This window comes from Vibrio sp. 10N.239.312.C11, from assembly GCF_041466065.1.
In the GTDB taxonomy this organism is placed as follows: Bacteria; Pseudomonadota; Gammaproteobacteria; order Enterobacterales; family Vibrionaceae; genus Vibrio; species Vibrio tasmaniensis_A.
Genome location: NZ_JBFSRZ010000007.1, coordinates 119,884 through 135,964, shown reverse-complemented (window position 1 = coordinate 135,964; position 16,081 = coordinate 119,884). Strand labels below are relative to the sequence as shown.

The 16,081-nt window shown below is 43.9% G+C and carries 13 protein-coding genes and 1 pseudogene; 5 read left to right on the top strand and 9 right to left on the bottom strand.

The window, feature by feature from the left end; all coding sequences use genetic code 11:
• Positions 1 to 555 precede the first annotated feature (555 nt).
• Complete coding sequence (locus AB6D07_RS05230) at positions 556 to 1,938, top strand: MATE family efflux transporter (protein WP_017102631.1); 1,383 nt, start codon at positions 556 to 558, stop codon at positions 1,936 to 1,938.
• 134 nt (positions 1,939 to 2,072) lie between these two features.
• Here AB6D07_RS05230 and AB6D07_RS05225 read toward each other — a convergent pair whose 3' ends face one another.
• The 9 genes from AB6D07_RS05225 to AB6D07_RS05185 form a co-directional block, all read right to left on the bottom strand.
• Entirely contained in the window at positions 2,073 to 2,699 is a 627-nt protein-coding gene (locus AB6D07_RS05225; RefSeq protein ID WP_017102630.1) for a LysE family translocator, read from the bottom strand.
• A 276-nt stretch (positions 2,700 to 2,975) separates the two neighbouring features.
• The gene (locus AB6D07_RS05220) at positions 2,976 to 3,836 is read right to left on the bottom strand and encodes a delta-class carbonic anhydrase (protein ID WP_017102629.1); all 861 of its coding nucleotides are present in this window, start codon (positions 3,834 to 3,836) and stop codon (positions 2,976 to 2,978) included.
• Positions 3,837 to 4,193: 357 nt separating this feature from the next.
• Positions 4,194 to 4,655, bottom strand: a complete 462-nt coding sequence (locus AB6D07_RS05215; RefSeq protein ID WP_017102628.1) for a hypothetical protein — start codon at positions 4,653 to 4,655, stop codon at positions 4,194 to 4,196.
• 137 nt (positions 4,656 to 4,792) lie between these two features.
• Positions 4,793 to 5,170 carry a VOC family protein gene (locus AB6D07_RS05210; protein ID WP_029222851.1) on the bottom strand — a complete coding sequence of 126 codons (378 nt, stop codon included), beginning with the start codon at positions 5,168 to 5,170 and terminating at the stop codon, positions 4,793 to 4,795.
• 175 nt (positions 5,171 to 5,345) lie between these two features.
• Positions 5,346 to 6,407, bottom strand: a complete 1,062-nt coding sequence (trpS, locus tag AB6D07_RS05205) for a tryptophan--tRNA ligase (protein WP_017102626.1) — start codon at positions 6,405 to 6,407, stop codon at positions 5,346 to 5,348.
• A gap of 257 nt (positions 6,408 to 6,664) precedes the next feature.
• Positions 6,665 to 7,447 (bottom strand): hypothetical protein, encoded by a 783-nt coding sequence (locus AB6D07_RS05200; RefSeq protein ID WP_139137539.1) that lies wholly within the window; start codon positions 7,445 to 7,447, stop codon positions 6,665 to 6,667.
• A gap of 151 nt (positions 7,448 to 7,598) precedes the next feature.
• A complete protein-coding gene (locus AB6D07_RS05195; RefSeq protein ID WP_017102624.1) occupies positions 7,599 to 8,978 on the bottom strand; it encodes a D-serine ammonia-lyase in 1,380 nt (459 codons plus the stop codon).
• Positions 8,979 to 9,102: 124 nt separating this feature from the next.
• Positions 9,103 to 9,885: a helix-turn-helix transcriptional regulator gene (locus AB6D07_RS05190; RefSeq protein WP_017102623.1), complete on the bottom strand. Its 783-nt coding sequence runs from the start codon at positions 9,883 to 9,885 to the stop codon at positions 9,103 to 9,105.
• A gap of 81 nt (positions 9,886 to 9,966) precedes the next feature.
• Positions 9,967 to 10,500 (bottom strand): YbhB/YbcL family Raf kinase inhibitor-like protein, encoded by a 534-nt coding sequence (locus tag AB6D07_RS05185; RefSeq protein WP_372091268.1) that lies wholly within the window; start codon positions 10,498 to 10,500, stop codon positions 9,967 to 9,969.
• A 244-nt stretch (positions 10,501 to 10,744) separates the two neighbouring features.
• Between AB6D07_RS05185 and AB6D07_RS05180 the strand changes: the two genes are divergently transcribed.
• The 4 genes and pseudogenes from AB6D07_RS05180 to AB6D07_RS05165 all read left to right on the top strand — a co-directional run bounded on the left by AB6D07_RS05180 (position 10,745) and on the right by AB6D07_RS05165 (position 16,065).
• Positions 10,745 to 12,154, top strand: coding sequence for a DUF3404 domain-containing protein (locus tag AB6D07_RS05180; RefSeq protein ID WP_017102621.1), 1,410 nt, complete (start codon positions 10,745 to 10,747; stop codon positions 12,152 to 12,154).
• Positions 12,132 to 12,782 carry a response regulator transcription factor gene (locus AB6D07_RS05175; protein WP_017102620.1) on the top strand — a complete coding sequence of 217 codons (651 nt, stop codon included), beginning with the start codon at positions 12,132 to 12,134 and terminating at the stop codon, positions 12,780 to 12,782. The genes AB6D07_RS05180 and AB6D07_RS05175 overlap by 23 nt, the downstream gene beginning before the upstream one ends.
• Positions 12,779 to 13,587, top strand: a pseudogene (locus AB6D07_RS05170) (DUF2861 family protein). The gene AB6D07_RS05175 and the pseudogene AB6D07_RS05170 overlap by 4 nt, the downstream one beginning before the upstream one ends.
• Positions 13,588 to 13,731: 144 nt before the next feature.
• Positions 13,732 to 16,065 (top strand): glycoside hydrolase, encoded by a 2,334-nt coding sequence (locus AB6D07_RS05165; RefSeq protein ID WP_017102618.1) that lies wholly within the window; start codon positions 13,732 to 13,734, stop codon positions 16,063 to 16,065.
• The last annotated feature ends 16 nt before the right edge of the window (positions 16,066 to 16,081 follow it).

Here is a 16,081-nt window from a genome sequence, read left to right as displayed (position 1 = left end):
TCTTTAACCCAACGTAAATAGCTTGCATGGGTTTTCGGAGAAAAACGGCGAACCGCCATTTCATCGATAAGTTGTTGTCTTAATAAGGTCATGATGTATTCCTTAATCTATGGATACATCATAAGTTTGGTCTATCAGGTAAGTGAGAGGAAAGCCCTCCGCGAAGCGGCTTAGTTCAACAGCTATTTTAGACAGAAAAATTCTGCATTTAAATATAGAATTTTTCTATCTAGTTTCTTATGCCATCAATTGTACTAAATTTAGTTCATCCATAACAGTGACTTATGATGTGTGCATTGAAATTCAACAGGCAAATATAGAAACTTTCTATCTAGTATGATTCACATTAAAATCATCAGGTTATGTACATAGAAACAGTATCTAGCATCATGCAAACCTGGCGCTCCTCCAGAGCAAATTAGCCCCTGTAAATCCAATGCTTGACCCTATACGGTAAGGTGTTTATATTGTCGCCCGCCCAACGGGGCACATCCTAAAATGCACACCGGCCATCCTGCCATCATTCGTGTATTTATATTGGTGTTGTGAACTTCCATGCTAACGAAACTTCGTCCTTTTACTCGTGAATCGGGTGCGCTTATGCATCTTTCGATTCCTATCATTTTGACTCAAATAGCGACCCAAGCGATGGGATTTGTCGATACGACAATGGCTGGCCAAGTAAGCCCTGCCGATCTCGCCGCTATTGCACTTGGTACTAGCCTTTGGATTCCTGTGTTGCTGCTACTTCGTGGCGTGATTATGGCGTTAACGCCTGTTGTCGCTTACCACCGCGGTGCACGTGACTTTCAAAGTATCTCTGTTGAGTTCTTCCAAATGGTTTGGTTAGCATTAATTGCTAGCGTCTTGCTCATCGCTTACTTAGTGAGTGCGAAACCGATCTTAGAGTGGATTGGGGTTGCCTCTGAGATCATTCCAATTGGTAGCGACTATGCGTTTGCCCTAGCCTTCGGTGTGCCGGGTATTGCCCTCTTCTACACCTTGAATGGCTTTTGTGAGGGTATGAACAACACCAAAGTACCGATGATCATTTCGGTGGTTGGTTTGTTGGTGAATATTCCGGTCAACTACGTGCTTATCTACGGCAAGTTTGGCTTCCCTGAAATGGGGGCTGTGGGCTGTGGCTGGGCGACTAGCTTAGTGTATTGGCTAATGTCGGGAATGCTGTATTCCTACATTAAAGGTCATCACCACTACAAAACTATCATCAACTTTTCAGATGCAAAGCCAAAAGCAAAAGAGATGCTTCACCTTCTAAGATTAGGTTTACCTATCGGGATGAACATCGCGGTGTGCGGCAGTATCTTTGCGGTTATCGCGTTGATGATTGGTCGTATTGGTGCAGAGAACGTAGCAGCCGCGCAAATTGCACTTAACATTTCGAGCCTGACTTACGTGATTCCGATGAGTATCTCGTTTGGTATTACGATTCGTGTTGGTCACGCTTTGGGTGAGAAAGACGAACTAGCCGCAATTGAGCGCAGTAAAGTCGGTATCTTAGTTGCAGCGTTAATTTCCTTGTTTTCAGTTGCGATGTTCCTTCTGTTCCCTGAGTGGATCATTAGACTTTACACGACCGACCCTGCGATAAGTGCAACGGCAGCAGTATTGTTGACCTTTACGGCTATGTACCAGTTCAGTGATGCATTACAAACGTCTGCTAACGGTGCACTGCGTGGTTATAAAGATACCAAGATCCCGATGATGTTAGCCATTGCTTCATACTGGGGCTTGGCACTTCCACTCGGCATGGTGCTCGGGCTAACAGACCACATTGTTCCAGCAATGGGTGAAGAAGGCTTTTGGATTGGTATTCTTACGGGCTTAAGTATCTCTGCTACGCTGATGTTAATTCGCTTGCGATACGTGATTAAGAAGCGCGATTTACTGCCTTCAATTAACGCAGCAATTCGCTAATACTGCTCTAGCAAGCGAATACCACACCTGAAAGTAAATACAAAAAAGCGCGTTACTGCCACAAGGCAATAATGCGCTTTTTCTATTTAAATTGAACTGTGTTTATCTGTTTATCTGTTTATCTGTTTATCTGTTTATCTGTTTATCGCCAAATATGAGCCAGCCGCAATCATTATTCCACCAGCACTTTGGTTTAACCTTTTATGTGCGCGTGGCGTTTTCAACAAACCTGCCATTCTGCCCGCGCCTACAGCGATAAGCATTAAACCGGACATTAGAGCAACAGATGCTAAACCAGAAACCAAGACAATATCTTGTGAGCGCAGAACTGTCAGATCAATGAAAGTCGGCAAGAACGAAATATAAAACAGAATCACTTTAGGGTTTGAAGCTGAAATCAAAAAGCCTTGCGCGAAACTCGCGAGTTCGGATTTCTGACTTTGTTTGGCTGCAAGTTCCGCTGAGCCTTGTACTTCAGGTAGGCTCTTAAACATCTTGTAGCCCAAGTAAATCAAATAAGCCGCACCAAGGTAGCGAATCACCTCAAACGCAATCGACCAATTCTCGGCAATCGTTGCTAGACCGAAACAGGCAAGCGCAAGGTAAATAAGATCACTGCATATCATCCCTAACGATAGAGTGATGCACTTTCGCCAACCATTAACCATGCCTCGAGCTAAAATGGCAAATACGCCAGGCCCCGGAGTAATACCAAATATAAACATGGCAATAAAGAATGTAATCGCACCTTCTAGTGACATTAGACTGTCCTTATCTATAACCCAACATAATTGATCATGAACGTATCATGGAGCTTCGATTCGCGTAAAGAACGTTTTTGACTAAGCACGTTTAACACAACTCATGTTTTGAATAAGTGTGACACGTAATTTCCCCACTAAGCTTAAACCTAGCCTCAGCCTCAGCCCCAAACATAAACTTAAACCAGTCACCAAAGTGTTTTTCGTTAAGACACAAAAAAGGCGAACCTAGAGGCTCGCCTTCGAAAACAATGATAGAAAATCAACGTGACAAGATTAGTTAGCGATTGGAGACAGTAACTCTGGGTTTACGACTATATTTCTTACACCGTGGGCGTGGTCTTCGTTGAAGTCATTGCCTTCACACCAGCTCCCCACTGTCGCGATGTTTACTTTCGCTACTTGTGGACGAACGCTCCATGTTACTTGGAAAGGTGAACCTTGTTCATTGTAACCAGGACCCGTTGTAGAGCCTGCGTATTGAATCGCTGAGCCCGTATCTTGTGGGATGTTTGGTGCTTGGTGCAAACCATCCACTTTAGAGTGTTTCGCCAATGCTTCGAAATCGAGTGCTTTGTCGTCATTCACTAATACGTAAACTTGGGTTTCTACACGCAGTTGCGGGTTGGTAATCGCGTCGTTAAAACAAGCACCCAGTGTTTCACCCGGTTCAACTTGCGCCGTTGAATAAACATAGTGAACTTCAATGGTGTCACCCGAATGCAAAGAACCATGCTCGCTCGGACAAACCTTGCCCTCAAATGGTTTCAGCTCAGCAGAACTCAGCTTGCCTGTGTATTTAAAGCCACTCTGGAATCCCTTACCATCACCGTTACCAGCGTATTGAGTAAACTCGCCGCCTTTATGCTCAGCATTTTTATGGAAGTGAATATTACATAAGTTCATCGCTGTTGAATCAGGAGCATCCGAGAACAACCTGGTATTTGTTCCTTCTAATGAACCAAAATCTCGTGGAGCTTGCGGTCCAAAACCTTGTCCTTGGGTATTTTCAGAAAGCTTCGCTCTTTGTTCTGCGATAACACCATCTGATACAGACTCATGGTTCGCATCTGATGCATTTGCATGAGCTGACAACATCACCATCGCGACACTTAAAAACACACTCTTATTCTTCATTTTTCTTCCCTAGAATATTGATAACTAAACCTAAGCCGACATAACAGCAAACATCTTACTATGCTCGTAAGTGAATATAAGACTTGTCTTTGTAAGATTAGATTTCATTGCTTACTTTGGGATGAGTATTAGAACCCTTGATGCATATAACAAGTCAAACAGGGTAAATTCGGCGAGTCCCTTCCAGAACTAATAATTTCCTATTTTCGTTAACCGTCGCCTGACTCAGCGCTCAGATAAGTGAACACGATTCTTAGGAAGAAGGATGGCCAGATTTAGAAGATCAAAAAAGGCGAACCATCTGGCTCGCCTTCACGTTTCATTCTATCTATTAGGTTGTCGTTCTAGGTTAACGATTTAACCATTACCGGTGGCAAATATCCCAAACGTCATGACGTTCAATGCATCTGTAACGCCCTCTATTGATTTAATCACGGTCTTAGTCGGTTGGTTATGACGAATAAAATAGCTTCCGATTCCTTTTTCACTCCCACTCTTAGCATCGCTTTCAGTTGTTTCTGTCGCTGCTACTTGAGAAGGCTGCACTGATTCTGGCTCTGCATTAGCGTGATTTATCGTGTCTTTATTTGAATCAAGGTTAGTGAGTGGTTGATGATTAACGATTGAACCATGGGAAGAATCAACGCTGGTCTCAGCGTTTGTATCCTTTGAAGTCTCGAGATTACTCTCTCCCTCTACATTTTTCGACATAGCGTCTTCGTTGCTCAATATCTCGTCGTCTAGCTGATGATTACTCGTTGAAGAACAGGCTGTTAAGAAGAACAGGCTAACGATGAATATGAGTACGTTTCTCATCATAATGATAAAGCACGAATTAATAAAACATTGTTCGATTGTATTTTATTTGGCTGACGACATCCAGTGATAAGCTGAGTAAACACGAAAAGTCGCATTCTTGAAGAGTAAACAAAAGCGTACGGGTTTAGTGCATAAGACTAATAATTCGAGAGCTCAATCAGGTTGCCATCAGGATCTCGAACATAAACAGAGACAATTTTTCCTATTGCACCGGTTCGTGGTACGGGCCCTTCTTCTATCACGACACCTTGCGCTTGGATATGTTCGACAACTTCAGTAATTGGTGTATTGGTAACAAAGCAGAGGTCCGCACTACCGACCTGCACACGCCTTGCCTTTGGCTCGAACTCGCTACCACTGAGGTGTAAATTGATCTTCTGCGTCCCAAATGACAACGCCAACCTGCCCTCGCCAAATTCGATGGGCTTCATACCTAATACGCGCTGATAGAAATTTACCGTTACCTCTATATCTTTAACGGTTAGTACCAAGTGATCTAAATGACTGATTTCCAATTTAATCATCCTTGTTTCGTCGTTACTGAATATTGCATACTAAGTGCTAATTAACGCTAAGCCACATACTCTAATGTTGGACGTGCCAACACAAGATAAGCAAGCAGCCCTACTTCTCACTTTAGTGATTAAAGAGAGCACCGATTGCGCTCCCTTTTTAGATTAATCAGAAGGCTTACAAGATGTTCAGACCAAATAGCTCTTTAACATCAAACAATACGGTCTCTGTTCTTTCTCTCGATACCTGAGTTCCTTTGCGCAAAATATCAATGAGCTGCGCTTTATCATCCAGTAACTCAGATCTTCTTTCACGAATAGGACGAAGCATCTCCTGTAAGCACTCTTCCAACACTTTCTTAGTTTGTCCATCACCTAGCCCACCTCTTTGGTAATGCTCTTTTAGTTGACTGACATAGTTAGCGTCACTGTGAAAAGCATCAAGATAAGTGAACACGATATTCCCTTCTACCTTGCCTGGATCATCGATTCGAAGATGATTTGGATCGGTATACATGGATTTGACTGCAGCTCTGATCTCTTTCTCTGTTGCACCCAAATTAATGGCGTTGCCCATCGATTTAGACATCTTACTTTTACCATCGGTACTAGGGAGGCGAGATGCATTGCTGAGAAGCGGTCTGCATTCATTCAAGATTGGTTTGCCAGCGAGCGAATTCACTTTCCTTACTATCTCATTGGTTTGTTCTAACATCGGCAATTGATCATCGCCAACAGGCACTAAAGTCGCGTTAAAAGCAGTGATGTCTGCCGCCTGTGAGATTGGATAAGTGAGGAAGCCTGCTGGAATTGAACGTCCAAACTCCTTGTTCTTAATTTCGCTTTTGACTGTTGGATTCCGTTCTAAGCGAGCGATAGAAACAAGATTGCTGTAGAACATGGTGAGCTCAGCTAACACCGGCAACTGTGATTGCAGACAAATCGTGGTCTTGGTCGGGTCGATACCCACCGCAAGATAGTCAGCGACTACATTGAGAATGTTGGAAGAAACCTTCGAAGGATTATGGGCGTTGTCGGTAAGCCCTTGCATGTCAGCGACCAATATCGTTTGGTCGTGAATATGCTGCAAAGAGACTCTTTGTTTAAGTGAACCGACGTAATGACCCAAGTGCAAAGGCCCAGTAGCTCTATCGCCAGTCAGAATGATTTCAGGCTTGTTGGTATTGTTCTTACTGCCAATATTATTGCTGTCGGTATGGCTGTTTGAGTTGGTATTCATGGTGTATCTCCAAGTTAAAAAGGCTACTGGAGATAAAAAGAGGCGACATTTTTGATGACATTCTTAGCTACCGTCCAGCAGCTAAAGAATGTAAGTATTCCGTGCTGCTCTATTGAGAGCACCACCAAAAGAAAATTGAAGTTGAAGTTGAAGCAGAATTAAATTTCATGGTTAAAACCTATCAACAATACAGACGAGCGACAACTGTTATTTACGCGCACCAAGAAAATAGGGCATAAGATTAATAGGTTATAGGCTTAATCTTTAACGGAACACAGCTCAATGATTCGGTCACACATGGCTTGGTTGACTGTGAAGTGGGTGTTGAGTAACGCTAGTTGCGCGAGTGCCGATTCCGCCGTTCTGTCATAGCCTTGCGTGAACGTTGGCAATGCCTTAGCAAATTGAGGGAAACGCGCCTCTAGCCTTCTGTCCGACATAAATTCATCAACGAATTCAGGCTCAGAATGCTCAGTTTGATCCACAAGATCGATCAAACGATCAAGTGCGTAAGAATGAACGAACCGACTGCCCGACAGCTTTTCGCCTCGATTATAACGAGACATGCCCACATAAAGATTGGTCAGTGCTTCACCGATGATCCATTCTTGAGAATTCGTTTCAGCGACACCTTTTACAGGTGGCACACAGCACTGAGTATCAAAGTCGGCTTCCTGCCAAACAATACGACCTTCAGCAAATGGAATATGCGCTAATTCGTGTGGTTCGAATACCGCAAACTCACAGAATATTCCATCGGCATAAAGTACTTTGTAGCCATCGATGGTGTTCCTTACGGCATAGTCGATTGGAAGAATGTCAGCCAACCAATGCAAGCTGTCTAAGAAGTATTGCTTGTGCCCCGTTTGCACTATTGCGAAGAAATCCACATCTGAGTACTGATCCAATCGGTCCGTTTCAATGCCAACAGAACCGAGTCCCAATAAAGCATGCGCCTTACCAGAAGCTTTCAAAGATTCCCCAATCGCATCTAAACGCTGTAAGAGTTTTTCTGGTGTATTTGGCTGTTGTGCTTGCATCGCTCTATCCCTATCAAATTGAATGCCACTCAACCTAACTGATAGTTAGAACACCTATGAAGCCTAATTTATAAAATATGTGTTTGAGATAACGATCTGCGCAACTTATTGCTTCGTTTAAACTCATCAATCATCCGTCTTTCTATCCAACTTACACCGATGACTTTGCTAAATAAGCTGCCATTTCTTGCTCTGGCACCATGCCTCCGCCAGTCGCCCATACAAGATGTGTGGCATTGGCTAGTACCGACTCATCAATTTCTAGACGAGTAAGGTATTCACTATTTTGTTCAACATGAATCGCACCCGGCATACCTGCTAGTGCAGAAGGCTCAAGTTGAATGCTCTCTGCTTGGTTCAGTTCACCTAGCAATTGATACATGCGTTCATCGGTTAATGTGTAATAACCATCAAGCAAGCGCTCCATCGCGCGACCGACAAATCCAGATGCTCGCCCCACCGCTAAACCGTCTGCGGCGGTGAGGTTGTCGATACCAAGATCTTGTACTGCAATCTCATCATGCAAACCTGTATGAACACCCAACAACATGCAAGGTGAATGGGTCGGTTCAGCAAGAATACAATGGACATCATCACCAAAGGCCATCTTCAATCCAAATGCAACACCACCGGGGCCGCCACCCACACCACATGGCAAGTAAACGAACAGTGGATGGTCTTCATCGACCAGAATCTGCTGCTGTTCAAACTGTTGCTTTAGTCTTTGCCCCGCCACCGAGTAGCCAAGGAACAGGGTTTGTGAGTTTTCATCATCAATGAAAAAGCATCGTGAATCTTGAGCTGCTTCTTTGCGACCTTGTTCTACCGCAACACCATAATCTTGTTCATACTCAACAACGTTGACACCATGCTCACGCAGTTTGTTTTTCTTCCACACTCTCGCATCAGCAGACATGTGAACCGACACTGTAAAGCCTAACTTGGCACTCATTATGCCAATCGACATGCCTAGATTACCCGTTGAACCTACCGCAATGCTGTATTGTTGGAAGAAGTCACGAAACTCAGGTTCAAGCAACTTGCTGTAGTCATCGCTCTCACACATTAACCCAGCGTCAATGGCAAGCTTCTCAGCATGCGTTAGTACTTCATAGATACCACCGCGCGCTTTGATTGAACCTGAAATTGGTAAATGGCTGTCTTTCTTCATCATCAAACGCCCTTTTATTGGCTGCTGATAATGAGCTTCTAATGCTAACTTCATTGCAGGGATATCGATAAGCTCAGATTCGATGATGCCATTGGTGACTTGTGTTTCAGGGAATGCCTTCGCCAGATAAGGGGCAAACCTTTGTAATCGCAGGCTTGCATCTTGAATGTCCTCTTCGCTTAACCCCACATAAGGTAAACCCTGTTCTAACGTCGTGATGTTTGGGTTAAACCAACTCACTTCTTCTAACGCTATAAGTTGTTTTAACAACGGGAAATCGTTGGTGAGCTTCTCTATATTTAATTCACTTTTTGGGTTCAAATCAGTCATGGGTGACCTTCTCTGGTATAGCGCCATCATCTCTGGTACACAGCAATCTGCGCTCTTACAAACATTTGGTTTTGAGCTTATTAAAACGGTATTTATTTAATTATTCAATGACCTGTAATTAACTAGGCTTACTTTGCTCGATACGTCTTACGACTTAATTGCTGACCACTGTCTTGATGTACTCACTAGGCGATAGACCAAATTTTCCTTTAAAGCGCTGACTAAAACGTCCTTCCGATTGGTAACCGCAAGACTGGGCCAATATCGCCACATTCTGCTGTCCGTTTTGCATCAGATAAAGTGCGTGACTCAACCGAACTTCAGCCAACACCTCACGATATTGCATACCTTCCAGTTTGAGCTTTCGGATAAGCGTGGCGCGACTCATCGCAAAACGCTCTGCTACCGACTCTAACGGATGTTTCTCGTCCGGTGAATGCGAAAGGTAGTGGCTGAGTTTCTGGCTAAACGAAACGTTTGAGCTAATAAACAATCGATGCAACACGCCCTTCTCGGCTAATTGCTGATACAAACCCTGCAACCAAAATTGTTGGGTTTGTTCACTCATGCTCTGACGATCAAACGAAAACAACGCATTGAGAGAATCTTGCAAACCTCGATCTGCCTCCACGGTGGGTAAATCCAGTTCAATTGCTCGATCCTCACTCAGATCGAGCATTGCTTGCGTCGGTTGGAAATGAAAACTGAATACACGCGAAAGGAAACGCCCTTTGTGGGGCATGTTCTCAAAACTCAATGACGCTGATGCCTCACACAACAGCAGCTCAGAATGTGAGAGTTCTGCCGCTGAGTCTTTCCAAAACAGGCGCTTGCTGCCTGTAATGATCTGAATAATACTAGGGGATAGAATCCTCACATTACGCAGTTTTTGTAACTGCTCTGCACGAAAGATCGTCACTTGATATTGATGATTCATCTCATCCCCTTATTTGCTTATTTGCTTATTTGCTTATTTGCTTATTATGTAGGTGTATAAGCTTTTAACGTACATAAGCTATTAGCGTGTATAAGTTGCCGTCAGTTTCGCTTTGTCTAAAGCCATGCTGTTCAACGTGAATCCAACCACTGCCGACGGCGTGTTTTCGTCTAGGTTAAGTTTGTCCGTTGGTAATGCCCAAACCGTGAATTGATAACGGTGCATACCATCTTTTTCTGGAGGACAAGCGCCACCGAAACCTACCGTTCCATAATCTATGCGGCCTTCTTTGCCACCCACTTTAGAGACATCGACACCACGAGGTAGTTCGCTCACTGTTGCTGGAATATCAAACGCGACCCAGTGCCAAAAACCACTTTCTGTCGGAGCATCTGGATCATAAGCCGTGATTGCAAAGCTTTTGGTTCCTGCTGGAGCATCTTTCCACATCAATTGTGGTGATAGGTTACCGCCGTCACAACCCCAACTTGAGTATTCAAAGGTCTTCGCCATTGGGTGACCTTCTTGAATATCGTTGCTGATTGATTCGAACGCTTGAGCAGAGCTTGCCGCCAAAATACTAATTGCTAATACTGATTTGATGATGAGTTTCATGATAGTTCCTCTTATTAGGTATGAGTCCAGTATAGTTCCCTCCACACGCCCAGTGATGACAATAAGTACACAATTATCTAATTTAACCCAAACAAATGATACTTACTGTATTTTTACTTTATTATTTAAAAGCATGACCCACTCGACAATTTGTTGTTAAAAGAACACTTGTTGACATTCAGGTTACAAATCGCGTCCAAAACTCTTTAGACTCTCCCCAACAACTTTTAACGAGAATGACTGGATGCGCAGGCTGACATTAGCCCTTTGTTTGACCCTTTGGCTCCCTACGCTAGCCAATGCCCAAAGTTTGCAAGACAAGTGGCAAACTCTGTATCAATTGAGCTGGCAATCGTCTCCTATCTCAGTTTCTCAGAAAGAGTTAACCCAGTACCCGAAAGCACTTCTTCAGGAAAGCAGCCGCTACCCGGATTTCAACCAATTCAGTTGGGAAGACATCGCCGCACTCGCCTCTATACAAGATCACTGCCGAGCGATTGAAAATGCCAACCCTTCTTTGAACGATGCCATCGAATTCGAACTCGCTGTGTGTCAAGAACAACCCTTGGATTCAATCTGGTTCGCGGCACACTCAAAACGACACCCTGCTGGTGGTAGCTTCGCTGATCGTTATGTAGCTCGTTACCCAGAAAACAGTGAGCAAATTCATCCGTTTTTGAGTATCAGTAATCCTTTGCATCCGTTATTTTCCAAGCTAGAAAACTTAACCACGCAAGGCAGAGAAGCACTGCTCAATGGATACCGCGCTTGGCAACAAGGTGATGTGCTTTGGTTGAGTGGCGAACAAGGTTGGAAAGCAATTCCATCGGAGGTTTGGAAGCCTATTGCCGAACAACAAGAAGTGACCTTGTCAGCCGAAAGCTGTTCTTTTCGTTACAGTAACCTGTGCCTGAGCGAGTCGAGCAACGACAACCTGATCATGAAAACCTTGATCTTTACATTGCTGTTAACGTTGATTTCCGGACTCGGTAGAGTCTTATACCTAAGAACAAAACAACGAAAAGAGAGGCAGTTCGTTTTACAGCTTCTTACTCATGAACTGCGCACGCCAATTACTAGCCTAGGCTTAACCGTCGAAATGTTTAGAAATCGCTACGATGACTTTTCTGATGAAACTCAAAATGCGGTTTGGCGTTTAATATCCGACTATCAACGGCTCTCTCAGCTCACTGAAAACAGTAAAGTGTATCTAAGTGCGGATCAGTCGGAGCCTTTATTAAAGCAGAACGCATCCTTAGAAGAGTGGCTCGATCATGTATGTGAAAAGCACAATATCGAGTATCAATGTGATTCAAGTGATGCTGAACTTAACCTACCGTATTACTGGCTAACCATCTGCTTAGATAACTTGATTAAGAACGCTAAACAGCACGGTATAGGTGAGCTTTTGGTCAAGGTAGAACTCGCTGATAAGCTCAGGATTGAGGTGCAAGACGAAGGTCACTTCCCTTCTTTTCTGCAACGGTTTGTATCTCGAGCAACACCGAATATCAATCACAGACAAGACAACATGGGCATTGGCCTTACTATTGTCGAACACTTGATGAAACAAGCGAATGGCCGTCTCATTATTCTTCGTAATCCAACCCGATGTATTTTGGAAATAGCTTATGAACACCCTACTGCTGATTGAAGACGACCATCTACTTGGACAAGGCCTCGTCAGCTTCTTTGAGTCCAATGGTTACCCATGCCTTTGGGCGAAGGATTCAGAGAGTGCCAGTAAGCAATGGTTCCGAGCCGATCTAGTGATACTGGATCGACAACTCGAAGACGGTGACAGCTTGCGACATTTGCCGAATTGGTTACTGCTCAAAGCACTACCGGTGATAGTGTTAACGGCTAAAGTGGAAGTTCAACAACGTGTTGAAGGTTTAATGGCAGGTGCCAAAGATTACGTGACTAAGCCATTTTCGAACGATGAATTACTTGCTAGAGTCATTACGCAGCTTCGCCCGTTAGGTGTTAGCCACTTAGATTACGCAAATATCCAAATCAACTTGTCGGAACGGATAGCTTATCTGGATGAAAGTCCAATCACGTTGAAACCTAAAGAGTTTCAGCTATTGGTACTGTTTATTCAGAACCAAAGTCGTGTGTTTCACCGAGATGAGTTGCTCAATAAAATTTGGGGTTATCAAGCCTTCCCAAGCACAAGAACCGTTGATAACCACATACTGCGTTTACGTCAAAAGCTTCCAACGCTGAAACTAGAAACGCATCGTGGAGTTGGTTATCGTTTGGTTGGGGAATCACAATGAAAGTAAACTCTCTAACAGCACTGTTCTGCACATTACCCTTTACAATGCCCTTTGCGTGTAATGCGGCTTGGTTTACAGACACGCCATTGCAACATACGTATCAATCTCTGCTTGATGAGCAACCTCAAGTCGCGTGGCAAGAGCTTCAAATCGCACTCAATCAACAAATACTTGATAGTGAGCTTTGGTTGCCAGTTAAACAAGAGATACTGAGCCAAACTCAATGCGGAACTTCACTAAGACAAGACACTGAGACGAAACATCACATTCAAGTTAGCTTTATCAAGCGCCACGGTCTTTCATCACAAGGCTATCAGATCAAAGTGTCTGCGGAGCAACTCAACGAAGTGTTAGAAGATCAAACACAACGTATTTCTCTGGTCTCGCCTGATGGGAAAGTGGTTATCGACGGACAACTCTATACTGATGTCGAATATCAAGAGATTGAAACCAGTGAGATGTTCATCAAACCGGAATCGGGCGTTTATCAGTTAACGATAGGTTCGAACAACTACCCTATTATTGTTGCTTTAGACGACAACAAGCGGTGGCTAACCCTCACATTGTGGTAACACCGCCTGAGATAATCGACAGCTGCCCAGACGCCAATGTCAGTTGGCAGTGGTTTGACGAAAACTACGATATGTTAGGCTTCAAGGTGCCAGTCAAAACAACGCAAGCATCTCTTCCTACAGAAAGCCCAATCGGATCTGAAGCTAAACACTTAAGTGCATCGGTTGAAATGTTTGAATACCAAGGTGCGATTGAAATCCAATATGTACAGCGTGTCGCGATGCCTTTCTAAGTTAAGCTCGCATCTCACAGACATTCGTAACAAGCTGCAAAACCTGTAATAAGCTAATGGCGCTTCGAATAGAGACATATAGGTGACAAAACACCAACGCGATTTGGGTGTAATAACCTTACTTACCCTTTACGGAATCTAGATATGGTCAACGTTCGCCATCAACTTAATTTTATGTCTTTTGCTATTGCAGCTCTATTCACGACTTGTGCGCTCTCGGCAAACGCACAAGATAATCAAGTCACTCTTACCAACAAAAGCCACGTCAGTAACAGTAACGCTAGTCACATAGTGTCGATTTCAACAAAAACATTAGCGATAGATTGGAATGGCTTAAGTGTTAATAGCACTGCTTTGACCGTTGATCGTCAACCTCAAAAAGTTACTCACCTAGTCATAGACTCAAAAACCAAGGCATCTTGGACACTCATGCCGAGCGGAATCAATGTTGAAGCTGAGTTGAAGGAACATAATCTTCTTGTCCAATTCACCTTACCTGAAAACACACAAGTAAAACGAAACCAACCCATTGAACTCGTTTGGTTTGACCTAGCAGAACAACAAACTCAGACTCTATTTCTGCCCTTTAGTGAGGGTATGCGCGTTCCTACCAACAATAAGCAGTGGGCCAATTACCTAGTCGAAAACCATTCAGGAAGCAACACCACTCAAGACCTAAAAATGCCTTTTTGGACGGTACAGCAGAACGATCAATTCATCAGTTATCAGATGATGAATCCGACAAACAACCAATTGTTCTTTTCTGATGTATCGTCGGGTACGTCCTCTGATGAGAAGACCAAGATTGATATGAGCGCTTCACACCAATTTACAACGCTGAATCAATCACAGCCTTTTACGGTTCGGATAACACTTGGAGACTCTTGGTTAGATGGCGCCAAACACTATCGCGATTGGCGAATTGAAAATGGTCTCTCTGAATCGCTTGTTGAAAAGCAAAAGCGTAACCCAGATGTAAATAAGCTGATCGGCGCAAGCCACGTCTACTTGTTTGGTAAAGACCCATTAAGCATCCAAGATGTGAGCGACTGGTGGGGATTAAACGCTTGGTATCTAGAGGACTCTCAATTAAACATTTCAAGTGAAGCGAAGCGAGAGTTATCCCCTCTGTCTAAAGGCAAAGATTGGTTTAGCCAGTATCATAAACAACTGTTGTTGGACTCTATTAGCCAGTCATTACAAAGCTTGTACCCTGTTGCCACGCCAACACTTGCTGATAACACCATTAAAGCTCAACACACCGCTGCTCAGAGCAAGAAAAGCTGGTTGATTAAGAACGCCTCTTCTTATCTCAATGCACCGGATACTTGGGGACAAGCCTTGTCATCAGGCATGGTCAACAATCTGAACAAAGGAGGATTAAACAAGCTTTGGTTAGGCTTCGATAACTGGATGCCAGCATTCTACCAACCGAATGCAGTAGAACTGGCTAAGCAATCTGGTTATCTGGTTGGAACCTATGACTCCTACAACACAGCCATTCCTGCGAAGCTCAATGACAACTGGCTAACCGCCCAATTACCAAAACCGATGCGTGAAAGTTGTGCGATTGAAATGGCGGATGGCAGCCTAAAAAAAGGGTTTCGAGGAAACGGTTTTTACTTGAACCCGAATTGCCATTTGGATTATGTAAAACAGCGCGCCGTAGACATCATGCGTTTTGGTCACTTCAATAGCCTGTTCCTAGATGTTGATGCGACTGCGATGGCGCGTGAGGACTACAGCGATAATAGCAGTGAGACGGATATGCTTTCTGCCTTCAATAACCGAATGCAGTGGTTAAGCGATCAACCCGATTTGGTGCTTGGTTCTGAAGATGGTAATAGCCTGACGACAAAAGGCATCGCTTTTGCACACGGCTTAGAAACAGTCGGCTTTGGTTGGTCAGACAAAGAGATGAAAGAAGACCTACAATCACCTTATTACTTGGGTCGTTGGTATCCAGACCATAAACCTGACTTTTTCTTCAAGTCAGCTAAGGTCAAAGACCCCTACAAGTCATTGCTGTTTTCGCCTCAATATCGAATTCCGCTTTACCAAGCCGTTTTCCATGATGAAGTAATCAATACGCACCATTGGCACTCAGACAGCCTTAAGTTCACTAATGTACAAGCAGAAAGAGACTTAACCGCCATGTTGTACAACACACCACCGATGGTTCACTTGACCAGAGATGAAGCTTTATCAAGTTCAAGTCCAAGGATCAAAGCACTCAAACACTATCAAGATGGCTTTGAACCGATGCACGAACAGTTATGGGATAAACAGTTAGTCGATTTCGACTGGTTAGACAAAAGCGGCGAAGTTCAACAAACCGAGTTCAGTGACGGGAGTAAGATCATTGCCAACTTCTCTAACAAGGCATTTCGTTACAACGGTATCGATATTGCTGCCCTATCGGTCAAAGCTATATTGGCGAATGGGCAAGTCGTCGACTGGCAGCCCAATCATAGTTAGCTTCGATACGGTTTAG